This window comes from Shewanella abyssi (genome assembly GCF_023284025.1).
GTDB classification, from domain to species: domain Bacteria; phylum Pseudomonadota; class Gammaproteobacteria; order Enterobacterales; family Shewanellaceae; genus Shewanella; species Shewanella abyssi.
Window position 1 is genome coordinate 66,560 of sequence record NZ_JAKIKR010000001.1, and the last position, 19,384, is coordinate 85,943.

The following is a 19,384-nucleotide window of genomic DNA, read 5'->3' on the forward strand; positions in this document are numbered from 1 at the left end:
GGATCTGGAGAGGAAGCCTAGGTGTTAAATAAGATTTGGTTTGGCTTTTTTGCCATAGCTTTGGGCGCGATATTTATCCAGTTGTTGACTGGAAATATTGCTGTACTTAGCCACAGTGTCGAGGCCATTTTTTCAAGTGCAAAACTAGCTGCAGAGATTGCTTTAGGCCTAATCGGCGTGCTTTGTCTTTGGATGGGGTTAATGAGAGTGGGAGAAAAAGCGGGCGTGGTGGCTTTTTTCTCTCGTGCTTTTGAGCCATTGTTATCTAGATTGATGCCAGAAGTACCGCGTGGGCATCCAGCTTATGGCAGTGTCACCATGAACTTAACGGCAAACATGCTCGGGCTCGATAATGCCGCAACACCGTTGGGGTTAAAAGCAATGCAAGACTTGCAGACGTTAAACCCAGTCAAGCATACCGCCACCAACGCACAAATATTGTTTTTAGTGCTCAATACTTCATCTATAACACTCGTGCCTGTAACGGTCTTTTTATATCGTGCCCAGCAGGGGGCGGCTGCTCCCGCGGATATATTTTTACCCATTTTACTCGCGACGAGTGCCTCGACTTTAGCAGGGGTGTTGGCGGTCGCCATGGTGCAGCGTTTATCGATTATCAATACCGTTGTTATCGCTTATGCCGCGGGTATTTTAGCAACATTAACGGCGTTAATATTCTATTTGTCGACACTGACGGTAACGGCTATCGGCAACGTCAGCACCGCAATGGGCAACGGTATTTTACTGTTACTCATTTTTAGTTTTGTGTTGGTAGCGGGCCTTCGGAAAGTTGCGGTATATGATGAATTCATTGAAGGCGCTAAAGAGGGCTTTTCTCAGTCAATAAAGCTTATTCCCTATCTACTCGCTATGTTACTTGCTATCGCATTGCTACGAGCTTCTGGTGCATTAGATTACGCCTTAAATCTCTTGGCTGGGGTTGTTACCTTTGCTGGCGGCGACACCCGTTTTGTTGATGCAATGCCAACGGCGATAATGAAACCATTTAGTGGCTCAGGGGCGAGGGCGATGATGCTAGAGACTATGCAGCATTATGGCGTCGATTCTTTTGCTGGGCGACTCGCAGCTATTTTGCAGGGAAGTACAGAGACAACATTCTATGTGTTGGCTGTCTACTTTGGCGCCGTTGGCATACGTAATGGCAGGCACGCTTTAACATGTGGTCTATTCGCTGATCTCGCTGGGATTTTGGCGGCTATTATTGTCTGTTACCAATTTTATGGCTAACTGGATTACTAATGATAAAATAAAAAGACGATGTTAAAGAGCATCGTCTTTTTTATTTAAGCAGCACTCTGTGCTTCTGACTCTATTTAGCTGTTTGTCTAGGAGCCCACTCAAGCCAAAGCGGATCGAGTGTAGCGCTAAGAGAGAAGCGATCGTTCGATTCAATCATGTTGCCTGTAGTGGTCATGTCTTTAGTCGCTAAGCCTATGCCTCCGGCCAGAATTGCCTCTAAAGACCCCGTCTCAATCTGTGCGCCAGAGAAAAGGCCGATATCGACTTTCACCCCAGATAGATCCCAGAACACACTGGTTTTATTGATAAGGTGGCGATATGAATTCTCAATATGAGCTGTCATCTCAACGCCTGTACCATCTTCTATCAGTCTGTAATTATCAATTTGGCCAACCTTAACACCCCGGAAGAAAATCGCGGTGCCCCTATTGATTGAGCCCAGACTGCTATTGGTGATAACGAAGGTTAATGCGTTATCAATATTGTGAAACGGTTTCTCAATTAAACCGACAAACTCTGATGATGTTTGTGCACTAACGCCTGGGAATACCGAAATGTAGGGCCCTGTAATGATAGTTTCTGGCGCCTCTATACCGGCTAACGACACTTTTACATCGACGATAGAGAAGATTGCATCTTGCTGACTAAAGTTAGCGGCATAATCACCGTACAGGTAAGCATCAACGATTAATTCAGATAGATCTTTACTCAGTACAACAGAGCGGACTTCACCGACTTTGTGACCTAAATATCGAATGGGTGCTTTCTTCGCTAATTTAACGGTGGCGGGGAAGGTTAGTGCGATTGCTGTTGATTGGCTCAAGGCGAGAAACTTAGAATCGTATAGGTGTTTGTCGCTACCCGCCACAGGACTTTCAAGCAGGCCTAATGTGATCCCCCCCTTAATAGCACCAAGAAGTGGTGATACTTCCACTTCGACCCCGCTTAGGCTAGCGTTTATTGATAGTGCGCTATTACGCCAAAATACGGTTTTGTCGGTGAGTAAACTGGCAAATGATTTTTGAATGCTGATATCGATGAGGAAATTATTCTCTCTGCGCTGCCATTCAACCTGTTCTACTTGGCCAATCTGCATTTTTTTATAATATACAGGTGAACCTTTAGCAACATCCGCCCCATCTTGGCTGGTTAGCTGCTTGTTAATTAGTCTCTTACGATTAAAGTAGCTTTCAGCGTCGCTATTGTTGGCAAACACATTGAGTGAAGCTCCGTTAACGATTCGTTGACCATTGCTACTTCTGACTAAGCTTAATGCTCCAAGGGCAAAGGTATTTAAATCTCGGGTTGTAACGGCAATTCCTTCAATATCAGCCTTAACAGAGAGTACCGATTCAGCGATAAAGTAACTGCCTTTAGTGATCAATGAGCTAAAATCGGCATCGACTTCAATATCGTATTCCACTTCGGTTAACGAAGCATTTAACTGGCTTGATAATACAGTACCGATTGTTATCTGTTTAAATCGCAATTCCGCACCGGCAGAAATGCCTGGATTGGTATCGGAATGTAACGTTAACGCCAGTTTTTGGCTGTTTAAAGGCTCTGGTCGTTCTGTTAATAGTGAGTATTGCAGCTGTGGTTCGCCGGAACCTGGGGCAAAGTTAATCACGCTGCCAGTTAATAATCTTTCAGGGTGGTTTATGCCACTGAGAGAAATATCAGCGCCTTCAAGCCAAAATGTTGAACTGCCAGCGAGTAGCTCACTATATTGACTGTCAATTTTAGCCACTAAATTAACGCCGTCATCGGTTAGTGTTTTGCTAGTGACATGACCAATTTCAATGCCTCTAAACATAATAGCGGTGTGTTTCGACACTGATTCAGAGCCCGTTGCAGTTAGCATGAACTCGATACCACCGAATGCTTGTTCTTCACTTTCGTACAAAGAGAACTCATGCTGATTCTGGGCTATGTCCGAACTTTCGCTAGAACTGAAGCTGATCCCGCCGGCTAAAATAGAGGCTAGGCTTTCACTGCGCACTTCGATTCCAGATAACGAGGCATCGATGCTGATCCCTGATACATTCCAAAATTGAGAATCGACTTTGACCAACTTAGCATATTGTTGCTGAACAAAAGCCGTGACAATGATTTTTTTAGTGCCGTCCAAGCGATATCCAACGACTTGCCCTACGGGTATTTGACGATAAAAAAGAGGCGAGCCGACATCTAAAGAACCCAATCTATCGGAAGTGATGTTGACAGTAAGGCCCTCATTGCCTGGCGTAATGACGGGGGCGGTAATTTCAGCTTCATAAAATGAACGTGACTCGCCTTCGCCTGGCAACATTCCAATGTAGTTACCTGAAAATAGCGTATCTAGACCTTCAATGCCGGTGATAGATGCCTTTGGTTTCACTAACCAAAATTTAGTGCCCTGAGTAATAAACGGCGCAGAGCGATAGTCCATTAATACATCGACATTTACACCTTGAAGTAGATCATCAATACTAATATCGACAACTTTACCGACAGTAAGGCCTTGGTATTTAACTAAGGTTTTTCCTATGTCTATCCCCGTAGCGCTTGGGAAATGAATTCTGACCTCAACCCCCGATTCGCGAATGCTTTTAACGCCGAGCCAAGCACCCAACGCAAGCGCAATAATTGGCAATAGCCAAATAGGAGAGAAGAGTTTTTTCTTTACGACTTTAGGTGTTTGTACTTGAGTCATTTTTAGATTCCAGTCGGTCCCAGAGTAGACGCGTATCAATAACTTTTGCTGCCAGTTGCGTTAGCAAGATGACTAAGGCAAATGCAGTTGCCGCTGGTGCGGGCTTTGCGTCTAGCAATTGGCCCATATTGACTACGGCTACGGTTAATGAAATAACAAAAAGGTCTAGCATAGACCAACGACCTATCCATTCAATAATATGAAAACCTATCATTAGGTTCTTTTTAGAAATAGGTAATTTAAAGCTTATAGCGGTTAAGTATATGGTAAGCCCAATTATTTTTAATAAAGGAACCAAAATACTTGCCGTGAATAATATGATTGCAATAGGGATCATATCGGTTTTTACAAGATGTGCGATGCCTGAAAAAATAGTGTCTTGAGTGACTTTCCCTTGATTTGTCAGGGTGGTTATTGGGTAAAGATTTGCCGGTATTAATAAAATGGCTGCAGTAATTAACAAGGCCCAGCTCTTTTGCAGGCTAGCGTAGTCTCTGATGATGAGTTTGGTGTCGCAGCGACTGCAGCATGCCGATTTTGCACAGGTCACCTTATTGCAGGTTGGACAACACGTCAGCCCCACTTGTTTACCTAATGTGGAATCGTTTGGGTTACTTTTCAAGAAAACTCCACATATGCTCTATATCGTACTCTCTCAAAAGGAATAAATGCATAATAAACAGCATCGTAAAGCAGAAAGTGCCAAAACTAAATGAAACGGTTGCAAAATCTGCCAGGTTGAACGCGGCAACTAAAAAGCTAATGACATAAATTTCGAGCATGGTGAGTTGAGTCAGTAATCCTTGTAGCTTTAAAGCCTGCTTCAATATTGACCTTAATAATGAATGCTGTAATCCATATTTTATGATGACAATCTGCACCAGTATGGACACGAGTAGTATACCCGGTGCGATCACAGCAGCTGTCATTACTGCAACAGCGACAACCCAATAGCCCTGTTGATACACAGCTATAGCGCCCTCGAGCACCGTTGTAGTACGCATACTGCCTAAAAATTCTAACTCTAGCACAGGGTAAGTATTGGCCGGGAAGAAAAATATTATCGCGGTAATACATAACGCCAACATGCCATTTATGGAGCAATAAGGAGTGTCATACAGCTGCGTGTGGCAACGCGGGCAAAGCGCCCTCACGCCTGACGGGAGTGCACGCTTTCGGATGACGAGGTCACAAGAGCGACATAAAGTAACACTATTATCTAGCGCGTCCGATGCCATAAAAATAAAAACCTCTATAAAGCGTACTAAGTTAAAGAAAAATTTTTATGCTGAAATAGAACTCAATTCATTCGTAGGCAATTGATTATTACAGAGTCCTTATATAGATAAGACTATCAGATTTTCAAGAAAACTTGCATAAGAACTTCAATGTGTGAGACTCTCCACTGTATATAAAAACAGTGTGGGATTAATTATGGCCGTTATAACCAAATTTGTCGTCGTTAGAGAAGGGGTTGAAAAGATGACTTTTACATCGAAGAAGGAGGCTGATGCCTACGATAAGATGCTTGATGTCGCTGATAACCTGATCCCTTTTTTGGCTAAGTCAGAGCTAGGGCTTGAAGATAATGATATTGAAAAAATTGGTTTTTATTTAGCGCAGCATAAAGATGAGCTGCAATCTTTGCTAAAAGGTAGTGTGCCAGAGAAAAAGAAAGCCGTTAAAAAAGTATCAAAAAAGACGGATCTGGACTGAGAGTAAAAAAAGTCTGTTTGAAGTTGATGGCTTGTTGATAAAATGCGGCATAATTTATTTGTTTCAATCAATGAAACTGTTTGGGGATATTGATGACTGCGTCATTTTACGACACATTAAACCGTCAGGTTACCGCTTTGTTGACGGGTGAAGACGATCAAGTCGCGGCTTTAGCCAATTTTTCAGCTTTGCTAAATGACAACTTAGTTGACCTTAATTGGGTTGGATTCTATCTATTAAAGAATGACCAGTTAGTGCTTGGACCCTTTCAAGGCAAAGTGGCTTGTTCTCGTATTCTAGTCGGTAAGGGCGTGTGTGGCACTGCGGTTGAAACAAACCAAACACAAAGAATTGCAGATGTGCATCAATTTGCGGGTCACATAGCCTGTGATTCGGCGAGTAAATCAGAACTAGTGGTGCCCTTTAGACGTGATGGTATTGTTATCGGAGTACTTGATATTGATAGCCCTTCGTTATCAAGGTTTGATGAAATTGACCAGCTTGGGGTAGAAACTATGGTAAAAAGTCTCGAAATTTGCCTATTTGGTTAATCTACGACCAATTATGGCTAATTGATGGTCGCAATCATTTCATGCTTCTCTATAATAAGCGGTTTGGGCAATGAAATCTCTAATCGTGATTGTTCGCTAAAGCGAATCAATAGCGTTTATGATAGGCTGTTGCTAAGGTAGGTTTGATTTTGTCACTAAAAAAACAGGTTAATCATTATTAATTTGTCTTTTAGGTCATAATCAGACAAATATGAACGACACATAAATCGATGAGAGGTAGAAACTCTTTTGGTGGTGTCCCTTTTTTAAATTGTGGAAGTAAAGATGGAATCAACAGAAAAGTTGACCGATACCAACGCTATTCTTGCGTACTTATATGAAACATTTCCTTTATGCTTTATTGCTGAAGGTGAAACGAAGCCATTAAAAATCGGATTGTTTCAAGATTTAGCGGAAAGGTTAGCTGATGATTCTAAAGTCAGTAAGACTCAACTCAGAATCGCTTTAAGAAGATACACAAGTAGCTGGCGTTACCTTAAGAGTGTGAAAGCCGGTGCACACCGTATCGATTTAGAGGGCAACTCTTGTGGTGAGCTAGAACAAGAGCACGTTGACCATGCTCAAGCTACACTTAAAGAAAGTCAGGAAAAAGCGAAAGCAAAAAGAATAGCGAAGGCTGGTAAATCCCCAGCACCTTCAGCTACTGCTAAAAAGTCAGTTAAAAAACCGGTTGCGAGAAGACCGAAAGCGGCGACAAGCGCAAAACCTGTAAAAGAGAAAGTAGCGGAAGTAATTTTAACGCCTGCGGTGTTGGCTGAGTTGAAGAAAAATCAACGTGTGAATGTCAAGCTAGGTAAGGTGCCAGTAGCTGGTGTTATTTTGGATATCAAAAAAGAAGATGTTCAAATTCAGCTTGATTCAGGCTTAACGATTAAAGTTAAAGCTGAATACATACTACTGTAATGGTTTAAAAGCATGTAAAGGAGTAACTTGTTGATGCGGAAAATGTCTCTGGCTGTATCTATCGCCAGTATTTTTGTAGGATTCTCGGCGTGGGCTGTTAGCCCTACTATTCAATTCAGCGAGTTACCTGCTTTAAAACAGGAACCCCAGCATAAGGTGGCGAGTAAACGCGTCACTGGTTTATTTTCCCGATCACATTACCATCGTTTTGACATGGACGATGCGTTCTCAAAGCAAGTTTTCGAACGTTATCTTAAGCAATTAGATTATCGTAAAAACGTGTTACTGCAATCTGATGTTGATGGCTTTATGGCGTATTCAACACAATTTGACGAAATGTTGAAAAGTGGCAATCTCCAGCAAGCATACTCAATGTTTGAAGTCATTCAAAAGCGTCGCTATGAACGATTTTCCTATGCGCTTTCTCTGCTTGATAAAGAGATGAAATTTGATGTAGCAGGTGATGCTTACGAATTTGATCGTAAAGATGCCTCTTGGCCAAAAAGTGAAGCCGAGTTAAATGAACTCTGGCGTCAGCGAGTCAAATACGATGCGCTTAACCTTTCACTCACGGGCAAAAAGTGGGATGAAATCGTTACTATTTTATCAAAGCGCTACAACAATTCGATTAAGCGTCTTAGTCAAACCCACAGTGAAGATGTTTTCCAAGGGGTGATGAACGCATTTGCAAGAACTGTTGAGCCGCACACTAGTTATTTATCTCCTAGAAATGCCGAACGTTTCCAAATGGAAATGAATCTGAGCTTAGAGGGTATTGGTGCTGTTCTTCAAGTTGATGATGATTATACCGTTATTAAGAGCTTAGTCGCCGGTGGTCCAGCGGCTACAAGCGAGAAGTTATCACCAGAAGACAAAATAGTTGGTGTTGGCCAAGATGGCGAAGAGGTTGTTGATGTCATCGGTTGGCGTTTAGATGACGTTGTTGAATTAATTAAGGGGCCAAAAGGCAGCAAGGTTGTGTTAGAGATCTTGCCAAACAAAGGCGGTTCGAGTGCCAAGTCTTTTGAGATCACCATTGTTCGAGATAAGATTCGACTCGAAGACCGCGCAGCAACATCTAAAGTTGTTGAGCCTACCGATGGGCCTTACGCCAATCGTAAAGTGGGTGTCATCCAAATTCCTGGCTTTTATATGGATCTTTCAAAGGATGTTTCTAAAGAGCTTGCAGAGCTGAAACAAGCGAAAGTTGAAGGGGTCATTATTGATCTTCGAGGCAATGGTGGTGGTGCATTAACAGAAGCCACTTTACTGACGGGTTTGTTCATTGAGCAAGGTCCAGTGGTGCAAATACGTGACGCTAATGGCCGTGTTTCTCAAAATAGGGACAACGATGGACGTGTCACCTATGACGGTCCTTTAACTGTCATGGTCGATCGTTACAGCGCGTCAGCATCAGAGATTTTTGCCGCAGCGCTCCAAGATTATGACCGAGCATTAATTGTCGGTGAATCTACCTTTGGTAAGGGCACTGTGCAGCAGCATAAGAGTCTCGGCCGTATCTACGATATGTATGAGAAGCCCATTGGTCATGTACAGTACACCATCGCCAAATTTTATCGAATCAACGGTGGCAGTACACAGCTTAAAGGCGTGACGCCAGATATTCCTTTTCCTAGTGCGTTAGAGCCAGGGGAGTATGGCGAAGCTGAAGAAGAAAATGCGTTGCCATGGGATAAGGTGCCTGTTGCTCAATACGGTACATTAACTGAGATCTATCCACAGTTAATTCAAAATCTCGATGGTAAGCATCAGCAAAGAATCAAAACTGATGTTGAGTTCAGCTACATCTTCCAAGATATTGCAGAATTTAAGCAGAGTCACAACGACAAGACGGTTTCATTGGTCGAAAGTGAACGACTTGCTGAACGCGACGAAAATGATAAGAAGCAACTTGATCGTGTCAACGAACGTAGAGTTCGAGAAGGTCTAAAGGTTGTTAAATCATTAGACGATATTGAAGATGACACTGAAAAAACAGATGCATTTCTTGATGAGACAGCTTATATCACACTTGATTTAGCCGACGTAGAAAAACTCGCGAAAAATCAGAACTAGTTGTTCTTTATGAATTAGAAAACGCGCTTTAAGCGCGTTTTTTTTAACTTAAAATTAGAATATGTAGGCCTACAATGACACAACCTCAAGCTAAGTACCTCAAAGACTATCAAGCACCGCATTTTCAGATCACTCACCTTGATTTAGATATCTCTTTAGCTGGTGATAAAACAGCAATAATAGCCACAAGCAAAGTTAACCGAGTCGGCACCCATAGTGAGCCTTTGGTTCTTGATGGTGAAGAGATTAATCTTACCTCTGTTAAAATTGATGGCGTTGCAGCGAGCTACAGCGAAAAGCAAGGTCAATTGATAATAGAGACAGAGCTGGATAACTTTACTTTAGAAATTATTTCAGTAACGGACCCTGAGTCAAATACCAGCCTTGAAGGACTTTATATGTCTGATGGGGCGTACTGCACGCAATGCGAAGCAGAAGGGTTCAGGCGTATTACCTATTTCCTTGATAGGCCCGATGTATTGGCTATCTATACCGTTCGAATTGAAGCCAGTAAGGCTTTATTTCCATTCTTACTCAGTAACGGTAATCTCGTTGAAAGTGGCAACCTAGAGGGCGGCCTGCATTACGTTAAATGGCATGACCCTTTCCCAAAGCCAGCCTATCTATTTGCTTTAGTGGCAGGGGACTTCGATCTTTTAGAGGATGAGTACATTACCCGTAGTGATCGAACTGTTAAGTTACAGGTATTTGTCGATAAAGGTAACTTACATAAAGCGCATCATGCGATAGCGTCATTGAAAAAATCAATGAAGTGGGATGAAACACGTTTTAACTTGGAATATGATCTCGATATTTACATGATTGTTGCCGTTGATTTTTTCAATATGGGCGCTATGGAAAATAAAGGGCTTAATGTTTTCAATACTAAATATGTACTTGCTGATAAAGCGTCAGCGACTGATGATGATTATCATGGTATTGAGTCGGTCGTAGGTCATGAGTATTTTCATAACTGGACAGGAAATCGAGTCACTTGTCGTGATTGGTTTCAGTTAAGCTTAAAAGAGGGTTTAACCGTTTTTCGAGATCAGGAGTTTAGTTCTGATATTGGTTCTCGTGCTGTTAACCGCATCCATGCCATTAAGGTGATGAAAAACCAGCAGTTTGCTGAGGATTCTGGCCCTATGGCGCATCCCATCCGTCCAGAGTCAGTGATTGAAATGAATAATTTCTATACGGTTACTGTCTATAACAAGGGCGCAGAAGTGATTCGAATGATCCACACTTTGCTAGGTGAGGATAGATTCCAAGCGGGTATGGCGCTGTATTTTACAAGGCACGATGGACAAGCTGTTACATGTGATGATTTTGTCGCGGCAATGGCAGATGCAAGTAAAGTCGATTTAGGCCAGTTCCGCCGTTGGTATAGCCAAGCAGGTACACCGTTAGTGACGGTAACAGAGTCTTTTGATGAGTCAAATAGCACATACAGCTTAACCTTGACTCAAAATACCCCAGATACTCCTGGTCAAGCTCATAAGTTGCCGCAACATATTCCTTTTGATATTGAGCTTATCGATGCCGAAGGTAATAGTTTAGTTAATCAAGTTCTAGACTTTAAAGAGCAATCTCAGCAGTTCGTTTTTGATAATTTAAAGGCCAAACCTTTTGCGTCATTACTGCAGGATTTTTCTGCTCCAGTAAAGCTAAACTTTGAATACTCCATAGAACAACTACTTCATTTGATGCGTTTTGCCAGTAGCGAAGTTGCCAAGTGGGAGGCCTCTGTATCGCTATTTAGTCAGGCTGTATGGCAATGCGTTGATAGCTTGCAAAGTGGCAAGGCAATGTACATCGATGGCCGACTGGTAGATGGTTTTAAGGGTGTTTTATTATCAGAGAACCTTAATGAAGCGCTAATGGCAGAGATCCTTACGCTCACAAGTGCTGGTTCATTGATTGAGCAAACGGATTCAATTGATTTAGATAGTTTGGCTTTGGCACGCCAGTTTGCAGTGCTGGAGATAGCACAAGGGTGTGAAGATGAGCTGTTAGCAAAAGTAAAACAGTTACAGCGTCTCGATAGTGCAGACGCTCGCGCTTTAAAAAATGTTTGCTTAAGTTTACTTTTAAAAGTAGATGACTCATATCGTGAATTAGCTAAGCAGCAGTTTGAGTCTTCAGACAATATGACTGATACCTTAGGTGCGCTTACCGCACTCAATGGCGAAACTTCGACTTCTAGAAGTCAACTAATGAGCTCATTTGAAACTCGCTGGATAGATACCCCATTAGCGATGGATAAATGGTTGAGCCTGCACGCAACGTTTACCAGTAATGATTGTATCGGCCAATTAGAACAACTTTTACAACATGAAGCTTTTAGTCTGTCTAATCCCAATCGAGTGCGCTCTTTGATTGGTGTATTTGCTGCTGCCAATACATTTGAGTTTCATCGTAAAGACGGGCAGGGTTATGAGTTTCTGACTAAGGCGATTATTAAGCTCAATACCGTTAACCCACAAGTTGCCGCAAGGATCATCACACCGCTCATTCAGTTCAAAAAATTTGACCTAGAAAGGCAAGCATTGATGCGCAGTTCGCTACAAGAAATACTCGCGATTAATGATCTTTCTAAAGATCTATATGAAAAGGTGACGAAAGCACTGTCATAATCATTATAGACTAAGTAAAATCTCAGCTTATTCAGAGGATTACTCTCTGTTTAAGTTGAGCCGTTGACATCAATCTGAGAAAAACCTAGTGCGACAATCTAACCAAGTATTTCAATTCCCTCTTAATATAAGCTATGAAGATTTCCTACCCTATTATCGTGGACAAGTTACCAAAGTTGAAGTCGTCGATACCGCTGGAAGAACGTTATGGATAAGTGCTAGACATTTTCGGCCATTTTTCACTCGCTCTGGGATCCGAGCCTATTTTAAAATGGTGGTTGATGGGCAAGGAAATTTGATCAGCCTCAATAAAAGTTAGAGTAATTACTTAAAACGGTCGATTGCTTTAAACGCACTGCTTTGGACTTGTATATTTTTATATAAGGTATTGTTATTAAATAATATATAACTTGTAATAACTCTCTTCTGAATATTATCTAAATCTGATTTAAATACACCCTGTCAAACACTAGGCTAAATCCCTCTAAAATGGCTGAATCTATTAAAGATTTCCACTATTTCATCCTTGCTCACTTCGTGTAAATGCTGTAACAATGGTGTTACCTGTAAGCTAACAGTATGTTGGCTATCAATTCCAATAACAAAAGAATCCAGCAGGTTACGGAGAGAAGCTAAAATGAAAAAGGTTAAAAACGGCTTTAACAAGTCGACGCTCGCTTTGGGGATAGTTGCGGCGCTCGGTTTTGGCATATCAACAACAGCCAATGCAGTCTCATTTAATTGGGGCGAAGTAGAAGGAACATTCGATTCAACCTGGACTGCTGGTGCAAGTTGGCGAGTAGAAGGGCGAGATTGGAACAATCAGATAGGTAAGGTTAACCAACCACAGTTCGATTGGTCTGGTTACTCTGCATTTCCAGACAGTAATGGGCAACCACGGAATAAATACAGCTCTGCTGAAATTTGGGCGCAGCCAGGTTCCTATTCAAGCAACGGTGATTTAAGCAATTTACTGTACTCGCAAGGCGACACCACTTCCGAGATATTTAAAGGTCTGCATGAATTATCTTTAACATATAAGAACTTTGGTGTTTTTGCGCGCGGTATGTATTTTTATGATCGTAAGCTCAATGATGGTAACTATGACTTTAATGACCCTCTAACGGGTAAAGAGTTTGACCCTTGCGCAGACAGCAAGGCGTCAGAAGTCCAGTGTAAAGACATACGATTGCTTGATGCGTTCGTTTATGGCAATTTCGATTTCAATGATGGTGCTAACCCGTTGACAATTCGTGTCGGTAATCAAGTGGTTTCTTGGGGTGAGAGTACCTTAATTGCCCATGGTATCGGTGTCATTAACGCTGTAGACCTTAATATCTTGAATGCACCCGGGGCAGAGCTTAAAGAAGCTTTTAGGCCACAAGGCATGGTTTGGGCATCTTTCGGATTAACTGATAATTTATCAGTAGAAGGTTTTTATCAGTATGATTGGCAGCCAGTATGGGTACCAACCCCTGGTTCTATCTTCTCTACCAACGATTTTGCAGGTTACGGCGGTTATAACCAAAATGCTCAGCTAGGCTTTAACTCTAACCCTGATATGAATCTTGATTTCCTACTTTCTGAATATAATACGCTTGTGGGCATGGTCGGTTCAGGACTCGTCGACGATAATACTCTGGCAAGCCTTGCATTAGCGTATCCAACCAAGGCTACATTAACTGAAGATGATGCTTCAGCGAGTGATGACGGCCAATGGGGCGTTAAAGTGGGTTATTACGCACCGCAACTGGGTGAAACCGAGTTTGGTTTGTACTACATGAATTATCATAGCCGTCGTCCACTGATCAGTGGTACCACAGCGAATTTCACTGCAGAAGCGATCGGTAGAGACTTACAACGCCTAGGTGGAAAAGCGCAGTCTGGCGAAATGATGACCCGTGAAGATCTATTAGCATTAGAAACCTTCTCAAAAGCACAAATTGTGTACCCTGAAGATATTCAATTAATGGGCTTTAGCTTTAACACATTAGTGGGTGACACCTCTGTTGCCGGTGAAATTGCCCATCGTTTAGATGAGCCATTACAGATTGATGATGTTGAATTGTTGTTTGCCGCAATGCCACAGCAGTTGGCGAATGTTGACCCAAGTCTACCCTATTACAGGGCAGATCTTGATGGGATCTCCCAGATTGAGAACTATGGCCCTGGTCAATATGCAGAAGGCTTTATCCGTTTAGATACGACTCAAGCCCAAACGACATTTACCCATCTATTTGGCCCAACACTGGGTACCGATAACCTTGTGATGCTTGCCGAAATTGGCGGCGTGTGGATCCATGATATGCCGAGCTTTGATGAGCTTCGCTTAAATGGACCAGGCACGGCGCGTTCAGGTGGTAACCCTGATATGCCTGGTATTATTGAGGCAGTGCATAACGGTCCTGAAACGAATCCATTCCCCACCGATTTTGCTTGGGGTTATCGTTTAGTCGCTAAGGCGGATTATAACAACGTATGGGGTGGAATAAATATCGCGCCAAGAGTGATTTTTTCTCACGACGTTGATGGTATTACGCCAGATCCAATGTTCCTGTTTACTGAAGGTAAAAAATCGGTCGCTTTAGGCCTTAACTTTGACTACCAAAGCCGCTGGAGCGCAGATATCTCTTACAACACTTTCTTTGGTGGTGTAGGAACGACAAATACAATGGCTGATCGAGACTATGTGTCGTTCAACGTTAAGTACTCAATCTAAGTCACAAGGACAATAAAAATGAAGAATCTTGCGATATTGTCTGCAGCAGTCATTATGGCCCTAGGTGCATCTAGCGCTTTGGCTAAAGTATCTGACGCAGACGCAGCCAAATTAGGCTCTGAGTTTACACCTCTTGGCGCTGTAAAAGCGGGCAATGCAGATGGGTCTATTCCAGCGTGGAATGGCGGCATTACTGAACCTGTAGCGGGTTATAGTAAAGGCATGCATCACCCAGATCCATTTCCAGGTGATAAAATTGAATTTACCATTAGCAACGCTAATAAAGACCAATACAAAGCATTTTTAACTGACGGTCAAATTAAGCTTTTTGAGCTTTATCCTGATACTTTCAAAATGAATGTTTATCAAACGCGCCGTTCAGCGTCAGTACCACAGTTTGTATACGACGCAACGATGATTAACGCAACACGTGCAGAGTTAATTGATGGTGGCAACGGTATTACGGGGGCATCAATCGGTATACCTTTCCCAATACCAGCAAGTGGTTTGGAAGTGATTTGGAACCATGTACTGCGCTTTCGTGGCGTAGATATTAAAACATCTCGTAGCCAAGCAGCACCAACGGCTGGCGGCAGTTACACGCTCGTTGAGACTGCCGAAGAGATCCGTTTTCAATATTCTCGTCCAGAGATGACATTGGATAAACTAGCCAAAGAAAATACGCTGTTTTTCTTTAAACAAGTGGTGATCCAACCTGCTCGCTTAGCGGGTACGGCGCTGCTCGTAAAAGAAACAATGGATCAAGAAAAGCTTCCTCGCCAAGCGTGGACTTACAACACTGGCCAACGACGCGTACGCAAAGCACCCAATGTTGCATTCGACACCCCTGGTACAGTATCTGATGGTCTAAGAACAACCGATGATTTTGATATGTTTAACGGCTCTCCAGTGCGCTACAACTGGGAGTTAGTCGGTAAGCAAGAGCTTTATATTCCCTATAACGATTATAAGCTGCATTCCGATAAACTTGAGTATGAGCAAATTGTTACGCCAGGTCATATCAATCCAGAGTATGTTCGTTACGAAAAACATCGTGTATGGGTAGTTAAAGCAACGCTGAAAGAGGGCATGCGTCATATCTATAAGGCGCGTACTTTCTATATCGATGAAGATTCATGGCAGGTATCGGTTGCCGATCTATATGACAACCGTGATGAACTTTACCGTGTCGCGATTGCCCACGGCTTGAACTACTACGAAGTGCCCACTCAGTGGAGTACTTTGGAAGTATTCCATGATCTTCAGTCTCGTCGTTATATCGCAATGGGTCTAGATAATGAAGGCCGTATGTATGACTTTGATGCAAAGCTTAGTGAAGGTAACTTCACACCCGCTGCGCTAAGACGTGCTGGTATTCGTTAATCCACATATAGAGGGGCATTTTGCCCCTCTTATATTTAAAGGAAGTCTGTATGTCGTTTAGCATGCTTCGGTTTATCTCATTTTTGAGTGTCGCCAGTATTTTCAATTCTTCTGCTATATTGGCGCAAGAAACAACATTAGAACAACAAATTCAACCTCTTGCTGCGCACTCTTTAGTTCTCGATATTGCTCAATATGGTGAAACTTTGGTTGCGGTTGGAGAGCGTGGTCACGCATTTGTTTTTGATACAAAATGGCAACAAGTCAACACGCCTACCTTAGCTCAGTTAACCAAAGCTTTTTTTATCTCTGAAGATAAAGGCTGGGCTGTCGGCCATGACGCCACTATCATCCATACCCTTGATGGCGGTTTGACTTGGCAGTTACAGATGCAGGCGCCAGAAATCGAAAAACCTTTTTTGGATCTACTCTTTTTTGATGAAGATAATGGCATTGCTATCGGAGCGTATGGCCTTTTTTATCGCACCCTTGATGGTGGTATAAACTGGAAGAGTGAGTACCATCAAGAACTTCTTTTTGAAGAGGATGTGGCTTACCTTGAAGAGTTAAAAGCCGAAGACGAAGCACTGTATTTGTCAGAGCGTAATAGCTTGCTACCGCATTTTAATCGGGTATTACCCATCGCGAACGATCGGCTCATCATGGTGGGGGAATTAGGCCTTGTCGCTGTCTCAAGCGATAGAGGGATCCATTGGCAGAAACAAGACTTCCCCTATGAAGGGTCTCTCTTTAATGCGGTGACTGTCGATAACCGTGTCTATGTTATGGGGCTTAGAGGGCATCTTTTTGAGTCAAATGAAGACCTAGCGCTATGGCAGGAGATTAGTTTGCCTGTCGACTCTACGATTAATGCAGGGATCCCTTTAGAGGGGGCTGTGTTGCGTATTGTTGGTAATGCTGGCGTGATTATCGATGTCACGGAAAAAGGTGACGCGCAGCTAGTAGAACAACGACAGGGCGAAAACCTCGTCGCCATTGCTAAAGACTCCACTGGTGTGTTGTGGATCTCTGGCAATAAAGGTCTCATCAAGTTAGTACAAAAATAATAGGACCTGATTTATGTTAGATAAACTCGTAAATGGCATTGAAACCTATCTTTTCAGGCATCGCGCTTTCGTAATTTTCTTATTTGTTATTACAACGCTATTTTTAGGCTTGCAAGCAAGTAACCTGAAAATGGATGCTGCTTTTGTTAAAAATATTCCACTCAACCATAGTTACATGAAAACCTATTTGAAGCACCAGAAACAGTTTGGTGGTGCAAATAGCATTATGGTGGCGGTTGAAGACACTAGCGGAAATATCTTTAACGCTAATTTTTTTGATTCACTCAAAAATGTGCATGACCAACTGTTTTTTATCCCAGGTGTTGATAGGGCACAGGTAAAATCACTGTTTTCCCCATCGACTCGCTTTACTGAAGTCGTCGAAGATGGTTTTGCCGGTGGCCCAGTTATCCCAGCGGACTTTACCACTACCGACCAAGGCTTATCCATCGTGCGCGGTAATATTGAAAAAGCCGGTATTGTCGGCCGACTGATTGCTGAAGATTACTCCGCTGCGATGGTGAGTGCTCAGTTAATGGATTTCGATCCACAAACCGGAGAGCCTCTCGATACGTTAGCGATTGCAGAGCAGTTGGAACAGGAGCTAAGAGCCCAATACGAAACTGATGATATAAAAATCCATATTATTGGTTTTTCCAAGATGGCTGGCGATGTTGCAGATGGCGCTAAAGGGGTGTTGCTTTTCTTCCTAATAGCCATTCTTGTCACCGCAGTCATGGTGTTCTTTTTCTCTAAATCGATTGTGCTGACTGTTTTACCACTTGTGTGTAGTTTAACTGCTGTTGTCTGGCAACTTGGATTGTTAACCGTAGTAGGGTTTGGCTTAGACCCTATGTCCATTTTGATACCCTTTTTGGTGTTTGCGATAGGTGTCAGTCATAGCGTACAGATGATTAATGCGGTAAAACGCAGAGTGAGTGATGGTCAGAGTACTAAAGCTGCGGCAGCATTAGCATTCAGAAGTTTATTGATCCCAGGTGGTGTGGCGCTGTTATCAGATACGATAGGATTTATGACCCTGCTAGCGATTGATATCGGCATTATTCATGAACTGGCAATTTCTGCCTCACTAGGTGTCGCGGTCATTATTTTAACCAACCTGATTCTGTTGCCACTTGTTATTTCTTATACCAATGTGCCAGCCCCAAAGAACACTGCAGCGGTTAAAGCAAATAATATTTGGGTCAAACTATCAAAGTTCGCAACGCCTAAATATGCAGTATGGGTATTACTCATCACCGCCGGTTTATATGCGGTAGGGTTACAGCAAGCGAACCAAATGAAAATCGGCGACCTGCAAGGAGGGGCACCTGCGCTGCACTTAGATTCTCGATATAATCAGGATACTTTCTTCATTACCGATAAGTTTTCAATTACCACCGATGTAATGACTATTATCGTCGAAGCATTTCCAGAAGCGTGTACTTATCATTCGGTATTAGCTCAAATTGATGAATTTGAGTGGCAAGTGAGTAACACCGCTGGTGTTGAATCGACAGCGAGCTTGGCTTCGGTAGCAAAAAGAGTCAACGCTGGCTTTAATGAAGGTAATCCGAAGTGGCAAGTCTTGCCTAGAAATACGGCTAGTCTAGTACAAGCTGTAGGGCGAGTACCGACAACTTCAGGTTTATTGAACAGTGATTGTTCTGTTATGCCAGTGTATCTTTTCTTAAAGGATCATAAAGCAGAAACCATAGAAGTCGTTATCGCCAAGGTTAATCAGCTGCAAGCGCAGATGAATAATGAACAGCTCACGTTCAAGTTAGCATCTGGCCCTGTTGGCGTCATGGCGGCAACTAACGAAGCCGTTGCTGAAGCGCAACTGCCGATGATGCTTTATGTCTATGGTGCAGTATTTGTATTGTGCTTGATTAGCTTCCGCTCTTTACGTGCCACTATTGCGGTTATTTTGCCTTTGTATGTAGTATCCACTTTAGCGCAAGCATTGATGACACAGCTTGATATCGGTCTTGCGGTGAGCACTTTACCAGTTATTGCTCTAGGCGTTGGTATTGGTGTTGATTACGGGATCTATATTCTGTCGACGATGGCGGTGAGGTTAAGAGAAGGTATGCCGGTACAGCAAGCGTACTACGAAGCATTAGTCGAGCGCGGCAGCGCGGTAATGTTTACCGGCTTAACACTTGCAATAGGCGTGAGTACCTGGTTCTTCTCGGCGCTTAAATTCCAAATGGACATGGGTATTTTGCTAACATTTATGTTTTTAGTGAATATGTTAGGTGCCATCATTATCCTACCAGCAATAGCTGCAGTATTTTGGCGGCAACCCAAATAAAGACTGAAAAAAGAGAAGCGAAAGCTTCTCTTTTTTTTGC

The 19,384-nt window shown here is 42.8% G+C and carries 14 protein-coding genes; 11 read left to right on the forward strand and 3 right to left on the reverse strand.

Translation table 11 applies throughout. The annotated features are described in order from the left end of the window. The first annotated feature begins 21 nt into the window (after window positions 1-21). Window positions 22-1,248 carry a nucleoside recognition domain-containing protein gene (locus tag L2755_RS00335; RefSeq protein WP_248978758.1) on the forward strand — a complete coding sequence of 409 codons (1,227 nt, stop codon included), beginning with the start codon at window positions 22-24 and terminating at the stop codon, window positions 1,246-1,248. Window positions 1,249-1,330: 82 nt separating this feature from the next. On the opposite strand, the gene L2755_RS00340 is transcribed toward L2755_RS00335, so the two are convergent. From L2755_RS00340 to L2755_RS00350, 3 genes are read right to left on the reverse strand one after another with little or no spacing between them, the layout of a single operon-like run. Beyond that, window positions 1,331-3,955 carry a PqiB family protein gene (locus L2755_RS00340; protein WP_248978759.1) on the reverse strand — a complete coding sequence of 875 codons (2,625 nt, stop codon included), beginning with the start codon at window positions 3,953-3,955 and terminating at the stop codon, window positions 1,331-1,333. Continuing rightward, entirely contained in the window at window positions 3,933-4,577 is a 645-nt protein-coding gene (locus tag L2755_RS00345; RefSeq protein ID WP_428847763.1) for a paraquat-inducible protein A, read from the reverse strand. The genes L2755_RS00340 and L2755_RS00345 overlap by 23 nt, the downstream gene beginning before the upstream one ends. After that, window positions 4,567-5,193, reverse strand: a complete 627-nt coding sequence (locus L2755_RS00350; RefSeq protein WP_248978760.1) for a paraquat-inducible protein A — start codon at window positions 5,191-5,193, stop codon at window positions 4,567-4,569. The genes L2755_RS00345 and L2755_RS00350 overlap by 11 nt, the downstream gene beginning before the upstream one ends. A gap of 196 nt (window positions 5,194-5,389) precedes the next feature. Between L2755_RS00350 and L2755_RS00355 the strand changes: the two genes are divergently transcribed. The 10 genes from L2755_RS00355 (at window position 5,390) to L2755_RS00400 (ending at window position 19,344) form a co-directional block, all read left to right on the forward strand. Further along, on the forward strand, window positions 5,390-5,671 hold the full coding sequence (locus L2755_RS00355) for a YebG family protein (RefSeq protein ID WP_248978761.1): 282 nt from the start codon (window positions 5,390-5,392) through the stop codon (window positions 5,669-5,671). 92 nt (window positions 5,672-5,763) lie between these two features. Then, entirely contained in the window at window positions 5,764-6,222 is a 459-nt protein-coding gene (locus L2755_RS00360) for a GAF domain-containing protein (protein ID WP_248978762.1), read from the forward strand. 285 nt (window positions 6,223-6,507) lie between these two features. Then, window positions 6,508-7,146 (forward strand): RNA chaperone ProQ, encoded by a 639-nt coding sequence (gene proQ, locus L2755_RS00365; protein WP_248978763.1) that lies wholly within the window; start codon window positions 6,508-6,510, stop codon window positions 7,144-7,146. A gap of 33 nt (window positions 7,147-7,179) precedes the next feature. After that, the gene (gene prc / locus L2755_RS00370) at window positions 7,180-9,222 is read left to right on the forward strand and encodes a carboxy terminal-processing peptidase (protein ID WP_248978764.1); all 2,043 of its coding nucleotides are present in this window, start codon (window positions 7,180-7,182) and stop codon (window positions 9,220-9,222) included. A 74-nt stretch (window positions 9,223-9,296) separates the two neighbouring features. Then, a complete protein-coding gene (gene pepN / locus L2755_RS00375; RefSeq protein ID WP_248978765.1) occupies window positions 9,297-11,858 on the forward strand; it encodes an aminopeptidase N in 2,562 nt (853 codons plus the stop codon). An 88-nt stretch (window positions 11,859-11,946) separates the two neighbouring features. After that, window positions 11,947-12,177, forward strand: a complete 231-nt coding sequence (locus L2755_RS00380; protein WP_248978766.1) for a DUF2835 domain-containing protein — start codon at window positions 11,947-11,949, stop codon at window positions 12,175-12,177. 318 nt (window positions 12,178-12,495) lie between these two features. Next, entirely contained in the window at window positions 12,496-14,577 is a 2,082-nt protein-coding gene (locus L2755_RS00385; protein WP_248978767.1) for a DUF1302 domain-containing protein, read from the forward strand. 18 nt (window positions 14,578-14,595) lie between these two features. Then, a complete protein-coding gene (locus L2755_RS00390) occupies window positions 14,596-15,960 on the forward strand; it encodes a DUF1329 domain-containing protein (protein ID WP_248978768.1) in 1,365 nt (454 codons plus the stop codon). Window positions 15,961-16,010: 50 nt separating this feature from the next. Then, window positions 16,011-17,027, forward strand: coding sequence for a WD40/YVTN/BNR-like repeat-containing protein (locus L2755_RS00395; RefSeq protein ID WP_248978769.1), 1,017 nt, complete (start codon window positions 16,011-16,013; stop codon window positions 17,025-17,027). 13 nt (window positions 17,028-17,040) lie between these two features. Then, on the forward strand, window positions 17,041-19,344 hold the full coding sequence (locus tag L2755_RS00400) for an efflux RND transporter permease subunit (protein WP_248978770.1): 2,304 nt from the start codon (window positions 17,041-17,043) through the stop codon (window positions 19,342-19,344). Window positions 19,345-19,384 lie beyond the last annotated feature (40 nt).